This window comes from Chitinophaga sp. RCC_12 (assembly GCF_041360695.1).
Taxonomy (GTDB): domain Bacteria; phylum Bacteroidota; class Bacteroidia; order Chitinophagales; family Chitinophagaceae; genus Chitinophaga.
In genome coordinates this window covers 184670-208188 of the sequence record NZ_JBFUPS010000013.1, presented here as the reverse complement: position 1 = coordinate 208188, position 23519 = coordinate 184670, and the positions used below count along the sequence as shown (strand labels likewise).

General features: G+C 46.8%; 15 protein-coding genes. 5 read left to right on the top strand and 10 right to left on the bottom strand.

Going from position 1 to position 23519, the window contains the following annotated elements:
* Nucleotides 1-82: 82 nt before the first annotated feature.
* The 4 genes from AB6805_RS29305 to AB6805_RS29290 are packed head-to-tail and all read left to right on the top strand — an operon-like array spanning nucleotide 83 to nucleotide 6968.
* Nucleotides 83-3274 (top strand): TonB-dependent receptor domain-containing protein, encoded by a 3192-nt coding sequence (locus AB6805_RS29305; RefSeq protein ID WP_370912992.1) that lies wholly within the window; start codon nucleotides 83-85, stop codon nucleotides 3272-3274.
* A gap of 20 nt (nucleotides 3275-3294) precedes the next feature.
* Nucleotides 3295-5007, top strand: a complete 1713-nt coding sequence (locus tag AB6805_RS29300) for a hypothetical protein (protein WP_370912991.1) — start codon at nucleotides 3295-3297, stop codon at nucleotides 5005-5007.
* Between the two features lie 28 nt (nucleotides 5008-5035).
* A complete protein-coding gene (locus tag AB6805_RS29295) occupies nucleotides 5036-5776 on the top strand; it encodes a DUF4397 domain-containing protein (protein WP_370912990.1) in 741 nt (246 codons plus the stop codon).
* A 16-nt stretch (nucleotides 5777-5792) separates the two neighbouring features.
* Nucleotides 5793-6968 carry an IPT/TIG domain-containing protein gene (locus AB6805_RS29290; RefSeq protein ID WP_370912989.1) on the top strand — a complete coding sequence of 392 codons (1176 nt, stop codon included), beginning with the start codon at nucleotides 5793-5795 and terminating at the stop codon, nucleotides 6966-6968.
* A 108-nt stretch (nucleotides 6969-7076) separates the two neighbouring features.
* Here AB6805_RS29290 and AB6805_RS29285 read toward each other — a convergent pair whose 3' ends face one another.
* The 7 genes from AB6805_RS29285 to AB6805_RS29255 all read right to left on the bottom strand — a co-directional run bounded on the left by AB6805_RS29285 (nucleotide 7077) and on the right by AB6805_RS29255 (nucleotide 14033).
* Nucleotides 7077-7487, bottom strand: coding sequence for a VOC family protein (locus AB6805_RS29285; protein WP_370912988.1), 411 nt, complete (start codon nucleotides 7485-7487; stop codon nucleotides 7077-7079).
* A gap of 55 nt (nucleotides 7488-7542) precedes the next feature.
* A complete protein-coding gene (locus tag AB6805_RS29280; RefSeq protein WP_370912987.1) occupies nucleotides 7543-8040 on the bottom strand; it encodes a DinB family protein in 498 nt (165 codons plus the stop codon).
* A 22-nt stretch (nucleotides 8041-8062) separates the two neighbouring features.
* Complete coding sequence (locus tag AB6805_RS29275) at nucleotides 8063-8593, bottom strand: YbhB/YbcL family Raf kinase inhibitor-like protein (protein WP_370912986.1); 531 nt, start codon at nucleotides 8591-8593, stop codon at nucleotides 8063-8065.
* A gap of 82 nt (nucleotides 8594-8675) precedes the next feature.
* Entirely contained in the window at nucleotides 8676-9533 is an 858-nt protein-coding gene (locus tag AB6805_RS29270) for a helix-turn-helix domain-containing protein (RefSeq protein WP_370912985.1), read from the bottom strand.
* A gap of 237 nt (nucleotides 9534-9770) precedes the next feature.
* Nucleotides 9771-10886, bottom strand: coding sequence for an endo-1,4-beta-xylanase (locus AB6805_RS29265; RefSeq protein WP_370912984.1), 1116 nt, complete (start codon nucleotides 10884-10886; stop codon nucleotides 9771-9773).
* A gap of 18 nt (nucleotides 10887-10904) precedes the next feature.
* The gene (locus AB6805_RS29260) at nucleotides 10905-11990 is read right to left on the bottom strand and encodes a glycoside hydrolase family 43 protein (protein ID WP_370912983.1); all 1086 of its coding nucleotides are present in this window, start codon (nucleotides 11988-11990) and stop codon (nucleotides 10905-10907) included.
* 42 nt (nucleotides 11991-12032) lie between these two features.
* On the bottom strand, nucleotides 12033-14033 hold the full coding sequence (locus AB6805_RS29255) for a family 43 glycosylhydrolase (protein WP_370912982.1): 2001 nt from the start codon (nucleotides 14031-14033) through the stop codon (nucleotides 12033-12035).
* A 335-nt stretch (nucleotides 14034-14368) separates the two neighbouring features.
* Here AB6805_RS29255 and AB6805_RS29250 point away from each other — a divergent pair, with 335 nt between their 5' ends.
* On the top strand, nucleotides 14369-18478 hold the full coding sequence (locus AB6805_RS29250) for a two-component regulator propeller domain-containing protein (protein WP_370912981.1): 4110 nt from the start codon (nucleotides 14369-14371) through the stop codon (nucleotides 18476-18478).
* A gap of 71 nt (nucleotides 18479-18549) precedes the next feature.
* Here AB6805_RS29250 and AB6805_RS29245 read toward each other — a convergent pair whose 3' ends face one another.
* From AB6805_RS29245 to AB6805_RS29235, 3 genes are read right to left on the bottom strand one after another with little or no spacing between them, the layout of a single operon-like run.
* Complete coding sequence (locus AB6805_RS29245) at nucleotides 18550-20706, bottom strand: endo-1,4-beta-xylanase (RefSeq protein ID WP_370912980.1); 2157 nt, start codon at nucleotides 20704-20706, stop codon at nucleotides 18550-18552.
* A 28-nt stretch (nucleotides 20707-20734) separates the two neighbouring features.
* Nucleotides 20735-21688, bottom strand: a complete 954-nt coding sequence (locus AB6805_RS29240; protein WP_370912979.1) for a DUF5627 domain-containing protein — start codon at nucleotides 21686-21688, stop codon at nucleotides 20735-20737.
* 49 nt (nucleotides 21689-21737) lie between these two features.
* Nucleotides 21738-23507 carry a RagB/SusD family nutrient uptake outer membrane protein gene (locus AB6805_RS29235; RefSeq protein WP_370912978.1) on the bottom strand — a complete coding sequence of 590 codons (1770 nt, stop codon included), beginning with the start codon at nucleotides 23505-23507 and terminating at the stop codon, nucleotides 21738-21740.
* Nucleotides 23508-23519: the final 12 nt, after the last annotated feature.

The window sequence follows — 23519 nt, the reverse complement described above, 5'->3', positions numbered from 1 at the left end:
TATGTACTATAAGGCAAATGAAATTCTTTTGCTATTTAAGTCCCTTCCTATACAATTAAAGCGAGGGTGTTTATGCCTGCTGATGTGTTGTACCATTTATACGCTACAGGCGCAGGAAAAATTCTCCGGGCTTACAGCTAAAGTTGAGTATTCATCTGCCGCCATCAGCGTATCTGCGTTACTCGAATCCATACAAAAACAAACGGACTATACTTTCTCTGTAGACAAAGCGGTATTAAACAGCATCACCGTCCGCGACGTGCACTTTACAAAAACGAGCCTCGGTAAAGTATTACAATACCTGGAAGAACACTATGGTCTTGCATTTTCCGTGGCCGGAAAAAATATTGCTGTGAGAAAGGTGGCTGCTGCCAACCCGGTTCCTCAAAAAAAAACAGCGTCAGCAGAAGGTATATTAAAAGGAAGAATTGTTGATTTCGAAAATGCACAGCCCTTGCCGGGCGCAACGGTTCGACTGGAAGGAACCAGCAAGGTTACCGTCAGCGACGACAAAGGCTTTTATAACATCAATAGTGTACAAGCCGGTAAATACACCCTGACAGTCACCTATACGGGCTACGGCACCGCCCATCAGATGATCCGGATAGAAGCCGGAAATAACACCGTGGATGTAAAGCTACAGGTGAAATCCACTACCGCCAACACTGTAGTGGTAACAGCCATTAAACGAAAAAGGGTGGCCAATACCACAGATGCACAGCTGATCCGCGAACTATACAATGCCAAATCCGTAGTATCCGGCATTTCCAGCGAGCAAATAGCCAGAACACTTGACCGTGATGCGGCTGAAGTGGTAAAAAGAGTGCCCGGCGTAAATATTTCAGAAGATAATTTTGTTATCGTTCGTGGGTTAAACAAAAGGTATAACCTTACCTATCTCAATGACGCAATCGCCCCTGCCAATGATGCCGACAGCCGTTCATTCTCTTATGATGTAATCAGTAGTAACGTAATTGACCGCATTATGGTGTATAAATCTCCTTCTCCTGATCTGCCCGGGGAGTTTTCAGGGGGACTTGTAAAAATATATACCAAGAAAAGCCAGATGACCCGGCAGGTGGATCTTCAGCTTTCTACCCAGTACCGTCCCGGTTCTACCTTCGATAAGGTCTGGGATTATGCAGGCAGTAAATATGATTTCCTGGGCTTCGATGATGGTACGCGCAAACTACCCTCCGGGATACCAAGAGCAGCAAATTTTAATCATCTTTCTCCTGCTGAAAATGCCGGATACTCAAAGCAGTTCAAAAATGTTTATGTACTGGATAAAACCTATAAGGCGTTACCGGACCTGCGGCTGAATCTCAATTATTACGATGCCTGGAAAACAGGACGGAAATACCTGAAAAACCTTAGCGCTGTTTCTTATTCAAACACCCATGAACAAAGACTTTCAGAACAACGTTCGCTATATAAATTCTATAACGGCCAGCTCACACAAGGTATTCACGCTGCCAGGATTTCCATAATACAGGATAATGAAATGCAGGTCAGCGACCGGCTTACACTGGCGCTTCATAATTTTTTTAACGTAAATAATCAGCGTATTGCAGTAGAAGATTACCGCAAACTGGATGATTACCCGGGTCAGGAATTTCGCCACACTAATCTTTACTATGTACAAAATACCTTATACTCCGGCCAACTTGCCGGAACATACCTTTTTGGAAAAAATAAAAGAAATGAACTGAAAGCAAATGCAGGCTATTCCACTATCCATAAGCAGGAGCCAGACAACCGGGACTATACATTAAACAGGCAGATATCCAATACCGGAGAAAGCCCCTGGGCCCTTAGCACTGAATTGATCTCTTTTTATACGCTATCACGCTCTTTCAATGACATTACCGAAAAAACCCACCAGGCAAACACTGACCTGAATTACCGGCTTACGGATGTATGGGGATTTAAAGCAGGCGCCTATTACCAGTCAAGAATGAGGAATTTCAATAACCGGATCTTTATAATCGTAAACGGTGTAAACCTGTACGACCCCAACCTGGCCATCCGGGGTTCAAAATATGATGGCGACAACGGGGAGATAATGGGAAATGGCCAGCTCGTTGAAGAGAAGTACCTGCAACATTATTTTGACCCCTCTATGTTCCGCACTGATGGAACCGGTTACCGGTGGCTGGAAAAAACAACCCCCAATAACCAATACTATGCAGACAATACGTTGAAAGCAGGTTATATCAGTACCGATATTAACCTGTTACAGAAGCGTCTTAATATATTTGGCGGCGTGAGGATTGAAGATAATCACTTCCGTATCCTGGGATCCTACGAAAACGGCCTCGCCGCGTATCCGCTTATCGTAGATCAGCCGCTCACCAGCATTCTGCCGTCTGTGAATGCCTCCTTTAAGGCAGACAGCTCCCTGATCATCCGCATCGGTTATGGCAAAACACTGAACCGTCCCGAGTTCCGGGAAGCCGCACCCATGCAATACGTTAACTACGTGGACCAGGAAACCTACAACGGCAACCCGGATCTGAAAACAGTAAATATTCATAACACCGAACTGCGACTGGAATGGTATCCCCGCGGTGCCAGCAATAATGAACTGATAAACGTGGGCGTCTTTTATAAACAACTCGACCGGCCTATTGAACGTTTCAGGATGATCTTTAGTGAAGGTTTTGACCAATTTGTATATGTGAATACCGGCAAAGCTAAAGTATATGGCATAGAAGCAGAACTACGAAAGAACCTGGATTTTCTTTCAGGTAATTTCTTTCGCAATTTATCGGTGGTCCTGAATGGATCCTGGTTCAAAAGTAATGTGGATGTACCTTCCATGCCGCAGTATGTGGGTTATGAAGGCACCAGGTCCAGACCCATGCAGGGCCAGTCGCCCTATTTGATCAACGCTGCTCTCAACTACGAAAACCCCGGCCTCGGTACAAAAATCTCCATTACCTATAACCATGCGGCCGACTACATCTATGCAGTAGGCGCCAACCAGGGAAAAAGGGCGGATACCGATATCATGATGAAGTCCAGAAATCAGCTGGACCTGACATGGAGACAACGTATCAATAAAACGTGGAGCATAGGCGCCGGTGTACAGAATATGCTGAATACGCCTGTACTGCTTTACCAGGACTGGAAACACAACTATCACTTTGATAAATTAAAAGGCATTGCACCTGAGCCCGGGCAGGTAATCCCTTTTGACCAGGCAGATATTATATATCGCAGATACTACCAGCATCCTTACTATTCATTCGCTTTAAACATTATTCTCTGATTGTCATGATATGTACCCATATGCAAATAAAATCACCCACTGTATACCTGCTCCTGCTGCCGCTCCTCTTATGCTGCTGCAATAAATTCAGGGAAAAACTGGATCTTCAAAACAACGAATCCGGCATTATTAAGGTAGTGAAGGCTGGTGTCAATATTACGGAAGCACAGATCGATGAAACGATTACGGTATATGCCAAAATAGGAGATCCGGCAGCAGGCGTCAAAATATTCATTTCGGACGTGGAAGCCCAGGTACTCACCCACGGTAAAGGCAACAGTACGCTTTTAACATCAATCGGAGAACATGTGCAGGTACCTATGGACACCTTTAATATCACTGTTCCCAAGGCGGCTCACATTGGTCCGGGTAATATTTACTTCTCCGTGAACGGACTTGCAAAACCCGCCCTTCCATTTGTGGTAAAACGGCCGAACATCCTTATTCCAAACCAGGTAACAGTAATACCTTACCTCTTCTCGTATTCCGATAGCGTGAAAAACAGTGACGGGGCATACGAATACATTTTTCCTGTTGAGCTGAAAGACGGTCCTTCCAGACAGGCAGTGGTAAACGTAGTGAAGCAGCTGACCTATGATCGCAATACCCAAACCTTTTACTTCATCGATTTTCAGCAGAGCGATAACTCCTTACGCATCCGCATGATCAAAAATGGAATGGTAACCACCATAGCAGGGGGCGGCGATGACTATTTTGCCACCGCCGGTAGTAAACTCAAACTGGGAATAACTGATTTTAGCCCCAGTGCAGCCAATACCGTTGATATGAAACCTGGGCCCGACGGCAAATTATATTTTAAGAACCTGTTTACAGTAGCGCCTGCAACGCCTGACGAAAAACCAGCCGATTACTCGCTGATCCAGAGTTTAGACCCCGCCACCGGTAAAGTAACCATCCTTGCCGGTAATAACAAACGCAGTATAGATGCTTATTACTCGAATACAGTAATGAACTACCGTGGATTGGAGGATGGTCCTGCAGATTCAGCGATGATCACTTCTCCCAACGGACTTACTTTTGATAAAAATGGAAATCTCTATTTCCTGGATATGGAAACATTGTTCCGGGTGCTTAAACCCGATGGCTCTATTAAAACGATAATGGGTAAAGTTAGCAGGGAAGTATTTGATTTTGAAGACGCAGATGGCGTTACCTACCATCCTGTATTGTACACCAATCTCATGGAACACAGTGATGGATTTGGTGAGGAAGTACGCTTTTATAACGCCACAAACATGGTGATGGCAGGCAATGGCAAACTCTATATTCTTAGCAACGGCGCCGGGTGGGGTACTAACATTGCGGAAGTAAACCTGGACACCCGGGAAGCCTCCACCATTGTGGGATTACCAGAGGGGCAACGCAGTGATTATGAAACCGGCACTTTCAAAGAAGTAGGCTTACCCTATACTATTACTACCTACGATACCGATTTCGACGGGAATATTGTTTTTGGGTTCACCACTATTTACAAAATGGACCTCAGATCAGAAACGATTGCCCTGATTGCAGGCGGGCCTATGCAAAATCCTATTCCGCCGGAGTATAAGTCACAAAGAGCTTTTATGCAGGATGCACATCCGGGCAACAACTGTATTCTCGCCAGACCAAACAGGATCGTATTTGATCAATTCGGCGATCTGTATGTAGGCTATGACAATGTGTGCTGTGGCGCAGATGTAAGAATAGTAAAAATAGCCATTGGAAAATAATAACCGGGACATTTAAAGTCAATAAACAATGATAAAAAAATATTTTCTCCTGGCCCTGGCAACAGGGTGGTTACTGATATCCTGTAAGAAAGATAGCGAACTACCGGCCTCTCCTACCCTTGCCTACCTGATGGTATACAATGGGGTACCGGATTTTTATGGCGCCAATAGCATGGTGCTGGTGAATAATGCTCCTTATGGACCCCGTAGTTATAATGATAACGGCAATGGACTGGTGGGCGCGTTTAATTTTTCGAAATACACTTACACGGATACCGGCGTTTTCAAAATTGGATTTACTGATACCACCAATCTGCCGGACAACGCCCGTAAAATTTCGGAAACCCTGCTAAAATTTGAAAACCGTCAACATTATACGCTTTACCTGCTGGATAGCCTGGGGTTTTATGAAATACGCTATACCCATGACGACGTACAACCAGATCCTGACCATGCAAAAATAAGGCTGGTACATCTGACTCCTGATATGGGCGCAGTATATATGAAGATTGATACCACCACGATTGATGCTATCAAAAACATTGCCTTCCGTGGCGTGAGCAATTATGCCACCGTTTCTCCCGGTCCCAAGCCCGCCATCCGGATCATGTACCAGGATGAAACTACGGGTGAAGAAAGAACCCTGGTCCGCAAATCAGTACCACTGGAACCCGGTAGATGTTATACAGTCATCCTCCGCGGTTATCGCCAACCGGTAGATGGTAATGTAAATAAAACCATCAACCTCTCTACCATCACCAATTTCTGACCTTACAACCGCAATAATGAAAACAACTTTTTTACTTAAACATTTACCCGGCATTGTGCTAATGTCTTTGCTGATTGCTTGTAAGAAAGATCAGCCTCCGGCAGATGACCTGGCTATACAAACACCGGTGATCAATAAGGTCAGCAGAACGTTTGCACAAACGGGAGACCGGCTCACGATATACGGCCACCTGCTGATACAGGATGGCCTGCTTACGGAAGTATTTATCGGTGGGCGCCCCGGCACTATCCTGAACCGGTCTGCAGACAGCATCTCCTTCATAATTCCCGCCAAAGTACTGAATGGCCGGACCCGGGTAACGATCAGCCGTAATCAGCAATTTAAAAGTGCAGATGGTCCTGAAATAGCGGTAAATCCCACCCCGCTAATAAAAAACTACTGGCCCAGCTATGCATTTGCAGGAGACACCATTGCTTTATACACGGAGAATTTCAGCAGACAGGATAGTGATAATTTCTTCTATATCGGAAACGCTGCGTTAAAAATTGTTTCAAAAAAAGGTAGTGATACCTTTCTTGTTAAACTACCTGCAAATGCAGATACCGGACCTTTATCATGGCATACTTATGATGGCCCTTCAGATACTTTTCCTGTCCCTTTCCCTATCAGGCAGGCCAGCTATGCAGTCAATACCGTAAAGGATTGGCTGCACCTGGATCCTGCGTTCTCTTATATGGATACGCTCGTACGGGGTTACCCCGTGCTCGCTGGCGGCAATTATGCCGACGTCCATAAAAGGGTCTACGATTCTGTGCTGCTGTATATAGCGCATACCAACCGGCCATACACCATCTTTCTCCCGGCAAGTGACAGTTATCTGCAAAATAATATCAGCAAGGAAACCTTTTTGAATAAAATAAAGGCAACCCCTTATAATTATAACACCTTATTGATTACCGCGATTGTTCCCGGTCGACAGCTTCAGCTGCAAAACCTGCAGGCGGGGGACCTTTTCCTTACCGCCTACACTATGAAAATGGCTTTTGGGGAAGGAGGCAGTGACGAGTATGGAAATTCCGTTTCAATAATAGAACAGGATGGCGAAAAATATGCGCAACTGACAGGTATCTATGGAGACACAAATCCACCGGTTAAAATACTCAGAAGTCACCAGGTAGGTAATGCCACCATTCTTGAAACAGACGGAGAGCTGGGAATTATCTATTTTTAGATCCGGGTGTAGCTTGAATGTACCAATTTAAAATATGAAAGCCGCTCCGGTAGCGGCTTTCATATTTTAATAAAACCGGGGAAATAAATATCAGCTCAAAGGCTTTCCCTACATTGTTGTTTCGTTTCTTTTCTTTGCCTCCTGCGTCAGCGGGGTAAAGAAGTTAACCAGGTTGCCATCCGGATCCCTGAATAACAGTGAGCGATTCCCCCAGGGCATGGTGGTTGGTGGCTGCACCACCTGTTCGCCTAGCAAACTGGCCAACTGCCGGTATTTGTCATCAACATCCTCAACACCAAACTCAATGATAACCGACCTGTTACTGGAAGCCGTAGCCACCTCATTTCCTCCAAAAAGAGCTAAAGTGCGGGTACTTCCTATAGCCAGGGTCCCGAGAGGCATTCGCAGTTCGGCAAAATCATCAGTATACCATTTAAACGGCACTCCGGTGATGCTTTCATAAAACTGCACCAGGCGTTTAATATCGGCAGTAATAATACGGATGGAAGATAAATTCATATTGTACTTCGTTTTGTTTAGTACAAAGCTATTCCGGCCGTGTGACAACCCTATGTCAGCAGTGTAAACGGTAGAAGGTAAACAAGTCGGTTGAAGACAGCTTTGTGAAGCCAACCTGGCGCAGCATGGTTACTAATTGTCCCCGGTGAAAGGTAGAATGGTTAATGATGTGAGGAAATGTTTGCACAAACTCCATCTGGTCTTCTTCACCATTCGGTTTTTTTAAGGAAACTTTTTGCAGATAACTTTCTTCCGGATATTCTGCTATGAAATTTCTCAGACCGGCGGATGCTTTTCCCCAAATTTCTATTAAATCATTCTTCGTGCCCTTAAATCCGGCAGATAAATAAACCGGATCAGGAACCTTTCTCCAGAAGTCCACCCAGATTTTTTCAGCACTGGCAATATGGATGGCGGTTTGTTGAATGCTGCTGAAACTGCTGATGATAGCCTGATTCCATTGCTCATCATCGATTTGATTCAGCCATCCCATAGCAATATTATCTGCCCAGGTATTGTAATCTGCCAGTGTTATAAAATACTTTTTGTTCATTTTCCCGATGTTTTTCCTTGCATCAATGTTTTTGTCCGTACACCAGCAGCGAAGCTTTGGCGAGGGTAGCGAAGTGTATATTGAAACCTACTAACGCCGGGGTGGCGCTTTTATCCAGTTCCAGTTTTTTGCCCAGGGCATAAACCGTAATCACATAACGGTGTGCGGGGCCATCGGGAGGTGCAGCCCCTGCGTAGCCGGGAGTTCCCATATCCGTATTGCTTTGCACGGCGCCTTCCGGAAGTAAATCCTTTGCCGGATTTCCCGCATCCGGCGGAAGTTCGTGTACATCAGCCGGGATATCAAAAACCACCCAATGCCAGAAGCCACTGCCGGTTGGAGCGTCCAGGTCATGCATGGTTACTGCAAAACCCTGCGTTTCTTTCGGGGCGTTCTCCCAATAAAGCTGCGGGGATTGGTTTTCGCCGGAGAACCCCATGCCATTGAAATACTGTTTGCCGGTTAACTGGCCTCCAAGCTCGTTGCTCTTCAGGGTGAATGCCTGCGCCAGGGCGCCGCTGCCGGATGCCGTAGCTGTTGTTAGTGTTGCCATAACTTTATAATTTTTACTCAAAGGTAGCCCGGAGGAGGGCCGGCAACAGATAGCGCAACGTTCAAAAAGTATCGCTAAACGTTCAATTTGACAGCTGGAACTGCTTGGGGGTTATTCCGTGTACTTGTTTAAATGATTGAATGAAGCTCGACAGGTTTTCATAGCCAAGTTCAAAATATATCTCACTTACTTTGCATTCGCCTTGTTTAAGCAGTTGGGCCGCTTTCTGCATTCTCTTTTCAAGCAGCCATTTATTGGGCGAGGTGCCATAAATTCTGGCAAAGCGCCGCTTAAAGGTAGACAGGCTCATATGACACAGAAAGGCCAGCTCTTCAACGGTCACGGTGTTATACATGTTCGCTGTAACAGCCTGGCGGATCAGCAAATCATCGTCAGTTTCATCGTTAAAATTGCGGAGCCCCTGCATTTTTTCAGGATAATGCTCACTTAAATAAAGCAGCAATTCTTCCAGTTTCACTTTCCGCAATTCCGCGGATGGAGGCACACCGGAAGCTAAAATAAAACCCAGCGACTCAATGAAGTTTATCAGAAATGCATCTTTCTCAAACACCAGGAAAGGTGCTTCCTGTTTTTTTTGCGCCGGAGCCTGGGGATGACGGAGGAAGAAATCTGCCAGCACTTTATTATCCGCAAAAAGCAGGATACTCCTGTAACGACCACCAGGCGCTGCAATTTTCTCGCTCATGAGGCAATTGCCGGATGAAAGCAGTAAGAACTGATCCGGGTTGATGGTTACCTGTGATCCGGCGTATTGAACGCTCTTCTGGCCTTCCAGCAGGAAGCTGAATAAGTTTTGCCGCAATTCAATTTTACCATTAATATTTGCCACGTCCGGGTTATACAGCATAACAGCCACCTGCTCCATCGTATTTTGTGAATCAGCAGTAGGATGATTGGCAGGTAATATAGATTGCTTCATAAAACGGTGTATATAAAACAATGCGAATTTACATTATTTTGGTTTGAGGGCCGCGTGCCGGCTATGTTGTAGCTTTTTATGCTTATATCACGGACCCACCTCCCGGTGGCGCCACCTATGTATTGTAAATACAGTAGCCGTGCGATCGGCCTGGTGGACGAATGCACGGCTACTGTGAAGGCGGGCTAAATAACCGCCTGTTGATCTGTTTACAGAAAATACGCCCCGGAACAGTCGTCAGAACCTGACAACAGACCAAAACGCCTTCTTGGGCTGCAAATCCTTGTCGAATAAAAGAGGATAATCCTTCCGGCCACGTACAGGGAAATTATCAAGCCAGCTGTACCTGTCAGATATATTCCAGAATGTTACGCCGGTTAAAGCATTACTATACTTCCGGAAAACATCAAAACACATACGGAATTGTTCGATCTGCCGCTGTTCCCTGGCAGCAGTAAAAGCAAAGGCGCTGTCACCCGGTTGCCTTTCCCGCATTTCATGCTCCTTTGCGTAAACAGAGATATCGAGTTCAGTGACCTGTAATTTCAGGTTCAGGGTGAGGAAATCTTCGAAAGTCTTTTCCAACTGCTCTTTGGAGGGCTCATTGATGGCCCAGTGGCCCTGCAGGCCAATACCATGCACTGGCACACCTTTGGCGATCAGGCCAGTCAGCAGCTGCATTATTTTTTTTCGCTTTACAGGGTTAATTTCATTGTAATCGTTGTAAAACAACAACGCCTCCGGATCGGCTTCATGCGCCCACTGAAATGCCTTCTCAATAAATTCCTCACCGCAGATCTGGTACCAGGGCGAATTCCGGTAAAATTCATCCCGCTGGTCGCTTATCACTTCATTGGCAACATCCCAGGCATACACCACTCCTTTATACCTTTTCACTACTGTTGTAATATGATCCTTTAACCGCTGCAGCAATACTTCTTTAGACACCTGCTGTCCGCTGGCATCCTTAAAGATCCACTCCGGCGCCTGCCGGTGCCAGACTAATGTATGCCCCCGCAGCTTCATCCCGTTGCTACGGGCAAATGCCGCTATGGAGTCGGCGTCTTTCCAGTTATACCATTGCTCACGGGGATGGACAACGCTCATCTTCATGGCATTTTCGGGCGTGAGACTATTAAACTGGCTGATAAGCAACCCCGCTTCATCTGTTCGCAGGGCACGGGCGGAAACAGCCACGCCTATAGGAAAATAATTTTTGTAGTAATCCTTCAACCCGCCCGTTCCGGGAGCAGCAGCGGGTTGTTGACGGTAGGCGAGGCAACAAAAGCTCACCGAAATAACGATCAAAGTAATAGCAGCAAAGCTGGTATATTTCATATGAAAATTGTTCATGAAGTGGTTATTCCAATTTTATTTAAATGCACTCAAAGGCTGGATAGTACCGTCACTATTATACTTCATCTCAGTTACCTTCACGTTTCTTAAATGTGTTTTACCAGACAGCTGCGTATCGTGGTAAAACAAATACCATTTATCGCCAATCTGAATAATGGAGTGATGGTTCGTCCAGCCATCAACGGGTTTCAGTATCACCCCCTGGTACTTAAACGGTCCGTATGGGTTATCCCCGATCGCATACACGATATTATGCGTATCCCCTGTTGAGTAAGAGAGATAATATTTCCCATTATACTTATGCATCCAGGCGGCTTCAAAAAAACGTTTGTCATTGTCTTTTTCCAGGAACAGGTTACCATTGCTGTCTGTTATTTTTATTTCTGCGGGCTCCCCCTCCAGGCTTTTCATTCCCTGCGAAAGCTTGGCCACACGCGGAAGAATCGCTGTCTCATCTTTATTACGCAGCTTTGCGGAAGAATCGTACCGGTTGTTGTTCCAGTTTTGCAACTGCCCTCCCCAGATACCTCCGAAGTATAAATAAAACGAGCCGTCATCGTCCCGGAACACGCTCGGATCAATGCTGTAGGTTCCTTTAAGCGGCTCCTTTTCTGCTGTAAAAGGGCCTGCGGGCCGCGGGGAAGTAGCCACGCCTATTTTGAATAAGCCCTGCTTATCCTTTGCGGGGAAATACAGGTAGTAAGTACCCTGTGAAAAAGCGGCATCCGGCGCCCATAGTTGCTGCGAAGCCCACGGCACATCTTCTACTTTCAAGGCAACACCATGGTCTGTTACCCTTCCTCCAATGGAATCCATGGAAAGGATACGATAGTCGGCCATCCTGAAGTGATCACCATTATCATTCTCTGTTGTGTTTGTTGCCGTATCGTGAGATGGATAGATAAATATTTTACCATCAAAATAATGGGCCGATGGATCGGCAGTATAGATATGAGACACCAGTGGCCGGGAAGCATATTTTCCGGTTGTTCCTTCTGTGATCGCACGTCCGGCACGTGGCGGACTACAGGCAACCATGTAAAAAATAACTATCACGGACAACAGGTACTTAAACGATGTTTTTCCCGGTGTACAATACATTTTCTTTGATTTAAGTGAATAAAATAAATTCAACATAAGCAGTTATAAACCGGAAACAACGCTGGTGGCGTTGTCCTTCTTTCCGGGCGTGGCGTTGGTGAAAGAAAACCAGTTAAGACTCACCGGCGATCCCGCATCTCCCGTGAACTTAAAAGTCAGCCGGTGTTTTCCCGTCAGCTTTTTAACAGGGATAGAGATGGTGCTATATTCCTTAGCCGCCGTGGAAGGCAGCGTGATGGACGCATAAGGGTTCCCGGAATCTTTGTCAACATACACAGTAACATGCCCCTGTCCGGGAGAAACCCGCAGCAGGAGCTGTTGGTATCCCTTTTCAAAATCCACCTGGTTAAACCTGATCCAGGAACCATTGGTTAAATTGGAGATATCCTGATCACCGGGATGGCTCAAATCCCTGCTGGCAGTGACACGCGCCAGGTGTATTTCATCATACATCTCCGCCTGGATGAATGAAGCCGCTTTAAAGAGATTGGGCGGCCCCTGGCGGGTATCCATCCGGAACCAGTTAAAATCTACATACCCGCCCGGCCGCACAGTGGCATAGTTAAACAACGTAAACCTGTTGCCGGTAAACATCTTCAGGTCAAACTTCATGTTCAGCGTATCTCCAATGGGAACAAACACCTTGTTATCAAAACTATAAGAAAAATGAGCCTGGTCTTTAACCGTATTGACCGACGCTTTGAGGAAGATAACATTCCTTTTCCCTAAAGCAATACTATCAATGGTTTTCCCCGCATTTTCCATTACAATAAACTTTGCGCCTGCTGCTGCCCTTATACCAATGAGTGCATGAGGGATTTGTAATACCGCAAGACCTGCCACATCTCCAGCCTGCATGTGGCTCACATCCAACTCCGTGGTGGCATCGGAGAAGGGACCAAATATCCGTTGGGCCAGGGAATTCCGCGCCTGCGGAAGGTTGGCGGCAATACCACTTGTAATCAGCCGCAGATAACCTTTTCGCGCGGTGAGCGACCAGGCGCTGTCGTTTGGATTATGGTTCCAGGCCCATTGAATGGCCGGCTTATCTGTATTAAATTCGTCGCTGGTGGGCAGCACCCGCACGGGTGAAAGGATACCTGTATTGGGCTTGGCATAGGTAACCACTGCGCGGCCATCTTTCCCTACCATGGGCCAGCCATCCACCCACTGAACCGGCTGCAGCGTGGGCACTCTTCCTACGCCTCCCCTGTCCTGGAAAATCACACTCCACCATTCCCCTTTCTGCGTTTCAATCAATGCCCCCTGGTGAACACCCCTGCCATGAAGGTTCATATCGTCCTTTAACACAATCTTCTCTTCATAAGGGCCAAAGATATTTTTTGACCGGAGACAACATTGATAACCATCCCCGCCACCATAAGTAGCATAGATATAATAGTACCCGTTTATCTTGTAAACATGCGATCCCTCCAGCCCGGGTCTTTGCACCTTGTCAAACACCACGCTGTCCCTGCTGATGGGAGCCAGGCTGGAATCTACTTCTGTGACTGATATTTTATTATAACCATGCGCGATATAGGTGCGTCCGTCGTCATCGAAAAAAAGGCCCGCATCGTAATAAGGTCTCGGCAACTTCCGTATCTCCCAGGGACCTTCGGCTTTGGGGGCAGTACATAAAAAGCCGCCCTCATTCAGCGTAAGAAAGAGAATGTGAAATTTTCCATTGTGATAACGGATACTGCTGGCCCATTGGCCCTTCCCATACCGGTTACCGCCGTTTAAATCATAAAAGGTATGTTGTTTAAACCGCTCCACCGCATTGGAAGCATACTCCCAGTTCACCAGGTCTTTCGACTTCAGCACAGGAACACCCGGGAAAAAATACATGGTGGTGGTTACCATGTAATAGGTATCTCCCACACGGATCACATCATTGTCCGGAAAATCAGCCCAGATAATCGGATTTGTAAAGGTACCGTCTCCATTATCAGACTGCTGCGCCTGAAGAGCGGTACCTGTAAACAAGAGGGCCATAACGAGGAATCTTTTCAAACCTTTCGCGGTTAGATCTATAAGCATCTTCAAAAAATTATACTATCACCTGCTGCCGTTTTGTCCACACTAGACATTTCGTCACTTACGTTTTGCATGGCAGGCGGTGACCAACGATAAAACAAAAATAACCGGACTACCTTTCTGCTGATAGCTCATTTGTTGAAATTGATAGCACAATTGTCTTACAGACAATCATTTTAAGGGCAAGAAACCATCAGGGGACCGGCGCGGCGCAGATAAACACCCGTAACACTTTTAAGATTGCTTTACAATACTTAAATTGGGTGATGAAATAGTCCCGGCAAAGTTCCATGTACGAATAGTTCAACCAACATCTTGTTTCTTAACGACTGCCTGATATGTTTAAATATAAATTCCCGTTCCTCTGTTGCTTACTGTTCCTGGTTCAGATAGGTTGGGCGCAAACAAAGAAAATAAATTTCACCTCGCTGGTCGCAAAAGACGGATTGGTGTCCAATGCGGTAAATTATATCATCAAAGACCACTACGGCCTGATGTGGTTTGCCACGGATGATGGCCTGAATAAATTTGACGGCACTAATTTTACCGCGTACCGGCACAATCCCGGCGATTCTTCCAGCCTCAGGGCAAACGAGGTATTGGTACTTCATGAAGACAAAAACGGCAACCTCTGGATAGGCACCAGTGGCGGCGGGCTCAGCCTGTATGACCGCAAAAAGGATGCTTTTATTCACTTCCCGGTAAACGCCAATACGCCTGAACTGCCCTCCAACGCTGTTATCATGGACATTTGCAGCGATACTTCAGGAAAGGTTTGGATAGCGCAGTATGAGAACCTCTTTCAGCTTGATCCTGTTACCCGCCATATTTCCAGGATCAAACTCGATACGGGAAAAGACAGCCAGGAAGCAACAAAAACCCTGGGCTGTGTTTTGGTCGACAAAAAACAACAAATCTGGATAGGCACTACCATTGGTCTTTACTGCTATTCCCCATCAACAGGCGCCTTAAAGCTGGTATTCAACACAGCAGCGAAATCCAGCGCACCGGATAATGATATACAGGCCATTGCAGCCGACAAAAACGGCCAGATCTGGGTGGGTACCTTAGCCGGCCTATGCATGTTGCAACCAGACGGCTCCGGATTTACCCCCTACCGGACATCCACCGGGAATGCGCCCATCAGCAATGTGCAGGTGAACAATATTGAGCCCGACGACGATGACCAGTTGTGGATCAGTACACAGGAAGGACTCATGGTGCTTAATACCAGGACACAAGCCGTTGATCAATATCTTCCGGACAATGGAAATATCTATAGCCTTACCAGCCAGTCGATCAGATGCACCTATATCGACCGGCAGGGAATTTACTGGATAGGCACCTTTCGCGGCGGCGTGAATAAATACGATAAAAACCTGAACCTCTTCAATTTCAAGCCCGGCACTATCTTTCATACATCCGACCGCAAGTCGTCGATAGTAAGTGCTTTTGCAGAAAAAAGTGCGGAAAATATCCTGATCGGCACCGACGGCGGAGGTTTGTTTGAATTCAACCGTAATACCGGGAAAGCCCAGCCAGTCAACATCCCGCTTCCGGCAAACAACAACGTGTCCATCATGGCGCTTCACTACACGCAGGACAAAAAGCTGTTTATTGGCACTTACGCCCATGGTCTGCTGATTTCCAACGGCGCCGGCAATTATAAACACCTGGTAAAAGGAACCAGCCCGGACAACCTGAACGCCAATGATGTTTTTTGTATAAAGGAAGATAGTAAGGGCGACGTTTGGGTGGGTACCAACGGTGAGGGTGTGAATATATTAAGAAATGAAAAAGTTGTTGCCAGATTTAGTCCGCATCCCAGACCAGGCATACCTGAAGAAAAAAAGCTCCCGTTTAATGGATACATCAGGACCATTGAAGAAGATGCAGAAGGCAACATCTGGATTGGTTCACACGGCGGGGGAATCGGCGTTTATCATCCCGCCAACAACAAATGGGATATCTATACCCAAAGCAACAGCCAGCTGGCAGGCGATAAAGTGCAGGTGATACTGCGCGACAGCCGCGGAAATATATGGGTAGGCACCTATGGCGGAGGCCTGAGCCTGTTCGATAAAGCCACCGGGCGATTCATCAATTACGACGAAAAAGACGGGCTGCAGAATACCACCATCTACCAGATCCTGGAAGATAAAGACGGCATCCTTTGGTTAAGTACCAACACGGGCATCAGCAGCTTTAATGCTGCCACAAAAAAAATCAGGAACTACAGCCATTACAACGGTGCGCAAAATAATAACTTCGTACATACGTCCGGGTTACGGCTGTCTGACGGGGATATCATGTTCGGCGGATTGGAAGGCTTTAATTACTTCACCCCTTCCGGGTTAACAGTGAACAGGAATGTGCCGGTGGTTCTCCTGACAGACCTAAAAGTGTCCAACAAATCAGTGATCCCGGGGGAAGACAGTCCCATCAAAGATCACATTTCGGTTACCAGCGAAATCAGGCTTGAATACAAACAAAACTTTGCCCTCAGCTTCGTAGCGCTGAATTATACCATCCCCAGGAAAAATTATTACGCCTATAAACTGGAAGGATTTGATAAAGACTGGAACTATACAGGCACTATCAATACCGCCTCCTATACCAACCTGGATCCGGGAGAATATACCTTTCATGTGAAAGCAAGCAATAACGACGGGGTATGGAATACAAAGGACACCACGATAAAGATCTATGTAAGGCCGCCTTTCTGGCGAACCATTTATGCCTACCTGTTTTATATCTCCGCCATCTGCGCCCTGCTGTTGTACAGCCGGTACCGCGGAATAGCCAGGATAAGAAAGAAGTTCCTGGCCGAGCAGGAAAAACAGGAAACAAAACGTGTCCGTGAGCTGGACCGGATGAAAATTAAATTCCTTACCAACCTCAGTCATGACTTCAGGACACCCATTTCCTTAATCCTCGGGCCGGTGGAGCAATTAATTGCCAGTGAACAAACCGGCAACAGGCTGGAAAAACTGAATATGATCAAGCGCAATTCCAGGCGGCTGCTCAATCTCGTTAATCAACTGCTGGATTTCCGGAAAATGGAGGAACACGAACTAAAACTGCAGCTGGCAAAAGGAGAACTGGTATCTTTTATAAAAGAGGTAACGGACTCTTTCAGTGACTTTGCCGAACGGAAAAACATCCGTTTCACCTTTAGCAGCAGAACCACCTCCCTGTATGTTTTCTTCGACCATGATAAAATGGAACGTATTCTTTTTAACCTGCTTTCAAACGCATTTAAATTCACCCAGGAAGAAGATGCGGTGATGGTGGAACTGCAGTTGCTGGAAAAGCCCACTACTCCCGGCTTACAATGGGTGCTCATTACAGTGAAAGATACGGGTATTGGTATTCCGAAAGATAAGAGAGAAAAAGTATTCGACCACTTCTTCCAAACCAATACCAGTTCCGCTATACTTAACCAGGGCACAGGTATCGGGTTATCCATTACAAAGGAATTTGTAAAAATGCACGGGGGAGATATTGAAGTGGAAAGTGAATCCGGACAAGGCGCTACCTTCTCCATACAACTTCCGTTAAAAATAGCCGAGCAGAAAACCCCTCCCCTGGCCACAGTTTTAGCATCCCAGCAGGAAGATACTGCGTTACCGGAGGCATCCCGCGTATCGCCCGCCGCACAAAGTTTCTCAGAGATGTCAACGATATTACTGGTAGAAGATAATGAAGACTTCAGGTTCTATCTTAAAGATAACCTCCGCAACAGCTACAAGGTAATAGAAGCAGCCAATGGCAAAGACGGCTGGCAAAAGGCACTGGCGCTGCATCCGCATCTGATTGTCAGTGATATCACCATGCCGCAAATGGATGGTATCAGCCTGCTGCAAAAACTGAAATCAGACAAAAGAACCAGCCATATACCGGTGATATTACTGACCGCACTTACCAATGAAGAACAACAGATCTCAGGACTGGAAACCGGCGCCAATGATTACCTGATTAAGCCGTTTAATTTTGAGATACTTCATGCGAAGATCCGGAACCTGCTGCATCTCAATCATACCCTGAAAAACACCTATACCAAACAAATAAAAGTGCATGCCCCCGAAGTGCAGAAAGAATCAACAGATGAAAAACTGCTGAACAGGATCGTTTGTCATCTCGAAGAGAAGCTCACCGATTCCCAGCTTTCTGTTGAAAGCCTCAGTAAAGAGGTTGGCATGAGCCGCAGCTCCCTGTATAATAAATTACTGGAGCTCACCGGGCAAACACCTGTTGAATACATCCGTTCCTACCGGCTGGAAAAAGCGATGACCCTCATGCAAAAAAGCGATATGACCATTGCCGAAATCGCCTACCAGGTGGGATTTTCCACGCCTAACTATTTCGCTAAATCATTCAAGAATAAATACAATATGCTGCCCTCTGAATTTATAGCGCAGGTTAAAAAAGAGAACAGCAGCGAATAACCCTTCCTCAAAAAAAATCCCCGGCTTCTATTGCCGGGGATGCTTATCAAAAACAAAAATAGGGCTTCCTGTTATTTTGCATTGGCCTCAAGTGCCTTTGCCACTGCAGCATACGAGAGCTTCCGCACAAATCCTTCGGTCCACAATCCGATTGGTTCGCCCGGCCGCCAGAAGGAACCCGCCCGGCTGTCCAAAGGACTCCAGATGGTAATGCCGTAACGTTGCTTCGCAGGAATGAGTTCAAAATATTTATCAATGACATACTTATACATCTCCGCCTGCGCTTTGTAATGTTCAGCAGTAGCCTCGGTTGTTTTCACCCCCACACCAAGATCCAGTTCAGAAACTTTTATCAACTTGCCCGTAGCGGCCAGCAGCTTAAACATTTCGGCAATGTTTTCCTTGCTGGTGGTAGTGGTGATATGCATCTGCGTACCAATGCCATCTACTTTTGCACCTTTGCTTTCTATGTAGTTGACATACGCAATCAGGCCACGGCATTTATCCAGGCTATACTCAAGATTGTAGTCGTTGATAAAATGAATGTCGCCCGGATTGCCGTATTGGCGGGCCATTTTAAATGCAGTTACTGCATAGTCTTTACCCAGGTAGTCCTGCCAGAAAAACTCATCGGCCGCTATGACCGGCCTGCCAATACCCGTTTTTAGTTCATATGGATTACCGTCATCCATGGGTTCATTCACAACATCCCAGGCTTTCACTGCTGTTTTTCCGGCTCCCACCATGCCATCCATCCATTTATCGAGTGCAGCTGTCAGAATGGACTTTTTCTCTGTAGCTGTTTTTTCCACGATGGTCGTTGATCCACCGGTGGCTTTGGAATTTTTCAGTACTACATCATCAATGTAAACGGTACCGGCAAATTCACCATAGCTGAAGATCAATCGTGTTCTGTCGGCCGCGGTAGCGGTGGTGGCGACAGTTACCTGCTTCCATGCGGTAGTAACCGCCACCTGTCCGTACCCATTGGACGAATAGTTGGCGCTTTGCAGTTCCGGGCGGATTACGCCATCGGCGGTTCCTTTTACCCAAAAGCTCAATTCGTAAGTTTCTCCGTTAGCAAGCGGCGCTGCAAAATCATAGCTGGTTTGCACGTCCCAGTAATTGGCGCCTTTTGTAGGATTGGTCACATAAAAAGCCTTGCCTTTGTTACCAACACCCATACCGTCAGCAGTTACGCCGCGGGTGGAGCTGCCGCCCCAGCCTCCCCAGCCACCTCCGGATTCAAAATCGCCGTTGGCCACCAGGTTGTTTACTACGGGTGCGCCTTGCGTATCGTAGATGTACAAATTGTTGACGTCAATATAATAAGTTACGCCGGCTTTATAGCCCAAGTCAAAATGCAGTTTAATATTACCGGCGGAAAAATCATCAATAGTAAAGCGGATTTCTTTCCACGAAATCCCGGTTGTAAAAGTCGGGGAAGGCGTACCTGATTTGGTCCAGTCGATCGATGGCGTATTGTTATTTAATCCTTCAAAAGAAATCCTTCCTTCACCCGCTGCATCCGACTTTATATACATCACTACTTCATACTTATGCGATTTGTTCACGCCAACCTGCGGGGTAACGAGCTGCAGATCGGCAGCTGACGATGAGCCGCCTTTTGACACCAGCTTAATGGCTTTGTTCCCGGTTCCCATGCCTTCACCTTCCGCTATTGAAATGCCCGCCCCCGGATTGGCCAGGGACCAACCGGTGAAGGTTTTATCCTTCAGGGCTGCAAGATTTAAGTCATTCTGATAGGCGGGGGATGTTACCAGCAAAGGACTAAGCAATCCATTCAGGTAGCTGGCATTCTGGTTGGCATGCCACATGAGGGTATGACCATATACCTGCATTCCCGCTTCGCCGGCAGATTGAAGCAATGATTTTACTTTTACCAGGTTTAAACTGCCATCGGCCTGTACTACGGCGCCATGTTTCATATCGTAGCCTATAACCACCTCGTCGAAATTCCTGTTGGCTAACCGGTACATCACGCCTTTGTCAAGATATTCCTGTAAACCCAGCGCCACACCCAATTTAAACCCGGGTTGCGCCACACGGTTAATATAGCTTTTCAGGGCGGGGTAAGCGTCTATGTCTTCCTGAAGCGCAATACTTTCAGGCTTGTCCACGTTAAAATCAAGCGCTTTATATTTACTGCAGGAAGTAATGGCCATGAATGCCATAAAGCCAACTGCTATTTTATGATGTTGATGCATATAAATTACTTTAATTGTAGGCAGAAAATTATTTGCTCACCGGTGTAAAAGTTTCCATGGTTACGGACCGGTCCCTTAATACCAACGTATCTGATGTAGACACCTGCATACCCGATAAGGACACCTGGTAATTGAGATACAGTGCATCACGGTCTTTGCTGCCCCAGCTGTTCTTTTCTCCTCTTTTTACAAACTGGCCGCTCCCCGTGGCTGTGAAACCGCTGGTGGCAGACGAAATGGTGCATTTACCGTTGTCGTCGAAAGTGAGCAGCAGTGTGCAATAAATATTATTGCCGTCTTTGTCTTTATACACTAACGGAAACTCAAGTTCCTTCCTGGACTTCGTGTTCAATTTATTCACCTCATCTGATTCAACATATTCTTTATGCCTAACAATTGTTTGGTTTACACTTCCGGACACCACATCTTTTCCCCTGCGCAGATAGTTGCCATGCCAGGTGTTCACATATTTGATAGCGTAAAGGATGAAGTCTTTCCCACTGAGGATAGAGTCAGCGCCCGATTTATTATTGATGCGCAGCGGGATCACATAGGTATTCCGGATCGACTTTGGATCATTGAAGAAAGCGTCTGTGAGCTGTACTTCCACGCCGCCTGTGAGGCCGCCTTCCGGGATAACAATCTCATTTGCCGCCAGCGAATAGTAGTTAGCGGGCATCGCTAAGATCTCATCTTTGCCGGCGCCAAACAGCAAGCCGTTTCCCAGCAGGGAGTTATCTACCGCGATCCCAATATGCAGATCCTTTTTGCTGTAGTAAACACCTCCGGTTGTTGCCATGATTTTACATTTGCCCTGGTTGTCCAGTTCCGTGCTGAATATATCTTCCCCGAAAGTGATGGTTCGCACGGGGTACTGATAGGCGAAATACACCGTCTGGTATTTATAATCCGGGAATTCTACCTCTTTATTGCATGCTGTTGACACAACGAGTAGCATGATGGGTATTAAGAACTTTTTCATCTTTGTTAATTTCAAAAATCAAAGAAAATTATTTATGTACCAGGAGCTGTTAGCGCCAGCCTTTGTTCTGTTCCAACGACCCAAACTTTAATGTTTCGCCGTAGGGAATAGGACCATAGATCATGAACGGCTGGAACTGGCGGTTTTCCACGTTAATCACAGCGTAACTGTTGTTGCGTATGCTAACGCCTTTAGCCGTTTCGGCGATGTTTGCCTTCCAGCGGCGAAGATCCCAGAAGCGGAAGCCTTCAAAGCACAGTTCAATTCTACGCTCATTCCTGATAAGCGTGCGCATTTGCTCCTTGCTGCCTTTTGATTCTTCGAGATATGCATCGCCGTTAGTAGTGCCTACCCCTGCTCTTTTGCGGATAGCTTTGATAACATCATAAGCGGAGAATCCGAAGGCGCCACTGCCTGTTGGTCCCCAGGCTTCATTGGCAGCTTCTGCGTAGTTGAGAAAAATTTCTGTATACCGGATATGAGGTTTGTAATGCCGTTGATTATTCGCCGAATTAGGATTGAGGTTCACATCCTGGCGCAGCAATTTGCGGAGGTAGTAGCCGGTCCTGGTAGAAGTTTCTACTTTATTCAGCGCATCGTTGGTAGCGCCGTCTGCCGCGGTGGAGATCACGGAATTATTTGGACCTGCGGTGCCGCCATTAACTAAAATAAACATCCGCAGCCTGGGATCGCGGCCCACATAGGGATTGGCAGCATCATAACCGCTGGCGGCATCCGTAATGGGAAGCCCGTTCGCCATCGGGAAAGCATCCACGAGGTTTTGCGTTGGATTGATGCGGCCATTGCCGAACAAGCTCGGTGGGAAATTGGCTTGTTCCAGGTCACGATTATCGCCATAATTGTTTCTCCAGAGTATTTCAGAAGGATTGGCGCCATCGGCTAACCCTGCAATCTCAGAAGCATTGGAATACCAGTTGAGGCCATTTGCGGACAAGGCAGTTATCCCGCCTTTCAGGGCAATTACTTCGCCGGCGTAATTCGCAGCGTCTGCCCAGGTGGTGGTGGTGCCGGTGCTGAAAGCAGGGCTCGCCGCCAGTAACGCTGCTTTCGACCGAATCGCCTTTACAATACGGCCGGTGAGAAATCCGCGGAAGGCAGCGCCAAAGGCACGATCGTATTGTTCCTTTGTCACCGTGCCATACTTAGCAGGGATAAGGGACGCATTGGGAATGTTTTCGTAGTCGGTTGGCAACAGCTGATCCGCCTGTGCCAGATCACTGTAGATCTGCTTCATGCACGCATCAAAATTGCTCCGGGGCTTATTGAAATCAGCATTGGATCCCTGCACTTCCAGGTTGATGGGCACACCAAGTACAGCGCCACTTTCAGACATGCCGGCATGCGCCTGCAGCAGGTGATAATAGAAAAGGGCGCGCAAGCCATAGGCCTCTCCCTTTACCCGCATACCAAACAATTTGCTGACAGCAGGATCAGCGGCCCACTTCACGGTGTCAACATCCCGCAGTGTGATATTAAGATATTGAATAGCGGCATAAGCATTCTCCCACTGGTTAAGCGGATTATTATTGGCGGTCCATTGGCCATTGGCCATTTTCAGGAACCCGTTGTTCTGATCATTTGTTACCGCATCATCTGTGGCTACATCATTAAACGACCATGAATTGGTTGGTATGCGGTTGTAACCGTTGAGCAGCACACCAAACGGGAGTCCGGCATCGTTAGGATTATAATTTCCCGGGTTCAGGTCCCGGTTATTTTCAATTTCCGGTGTCAGCAGGTCCTTGCAACTGGTTAGCAGCAGAACCGATGCCAGCAGCATGATAATATTTCTTTTCATAAAGTGGAAACT

Excerpts from the sequence above, each read along its gene's own strand:
- AB6805_RS29305 (WP_370912992.1), top strand. The coding sequence starts at position 83 with ATGTGTTGTACCATTTATACGCTACAGGCGCAGGAAAAATTCTCCGGG.
- AB6805_RS29300 (WP_370912991.1), top strand. The coding sequence starts at position 3,295 with ATGCAAATAAAATCACCCACTGTATACCTGCTCCTGCTGCCGCTCCTC.
- AB6805_RS29295 (WP_370912990.1), top strand. The coding sequence starts at position 5,036 with ATGATAAAAAAATATTTTCTCCTGGCCCTGGCAACAGGGTGGTTACTG.
- AB6805_RS29290 (WP_370912989.1), top strand. The coding sequence starts at position 5,793 with ATGAAAACAACTTTTTTACTTAAACATTTACCCGGCATTGTGCTAATG.
- AB6805_RS29285 (WP_370912988.1), bottom strand. The coding sequence starts at position 7,487 with ATGAATTTATCTTCCATCCGTATTATTACTGCCGATATTAAACGCCTG.
- AB6805_RS29280 (WP_370912987.1), bottom strand. The coding sequence starts at position 8,040 with ATGAACAAAAAGTATTTTATAACACTGGCAGATTACAATACCTGGGCA.
- AB6805_RS29275 (WP_370912986.1), bottom strand. The coding sequence starts at position 8,593 with ATGGCAACACTAACAACAGCTACGGCATCCGGCAGCGGCGCCCTGGCG.
- AB6805_RS29270 (WP_370912985.1), bottom strand. The coding sequence starts at position 9,533 with ATGAAGCAATCTATATTACCTGCCAATCATCCTACTGCTGATTCACAA.
- AB6805_RS29265 (WP_370912984.1), bottom strand. The coding sequence starts at position 10,886 with ATGAACAATTTTCATATGAAATATACCAGCTTTGCTGCTATTACTTTG.
- AB6805_RS29260 (WP_370912983.1), bottom strand. The coding sequence starts at position 11,990 with ATGTATTGTACACCGGGAAAAACATCGTTTAAGTACCTGTTGTCCGTG.
- AB6805_RS29255 (WP_370912982.1), bottom strand. The coding sequence starts at position 14,033 with ATGCTTATAGATCTAACCGCGAAAGGTTTGAAAAGATTCCTCGTTATG.
- AB6805_RS29250 (WP_370912981.1), top strand. The coding sequence starts at position 14,369 with ATGTTTAAATATAAATTCCCGTTCCTCTGTTGCTTACTGTTCCTGGTT.
- AB6805_RS29245 (WP_370912980.1), bottom strand. The coding sequence starts at position 20,706 with ATGCATCAACATCATAAAATAGCAGTTGGCTTTATGGCATTCATGGCC.
- AB6805_RS29240 (WP_370912979.1), bottom strand. The coding sequence starts at position 21,688 with ATGAAAAAGTTCTTAATACCCATCATGCTACTCGTTGTGTCAACAGCA.
- AB6805_RS29235 (WP_370912978.1), bottom strand. The coding sequence starts at position 23,507 with ATGAAAAGAAATATTATCATGCTGCTGGCATCGGTTCTGCTGCTAACC.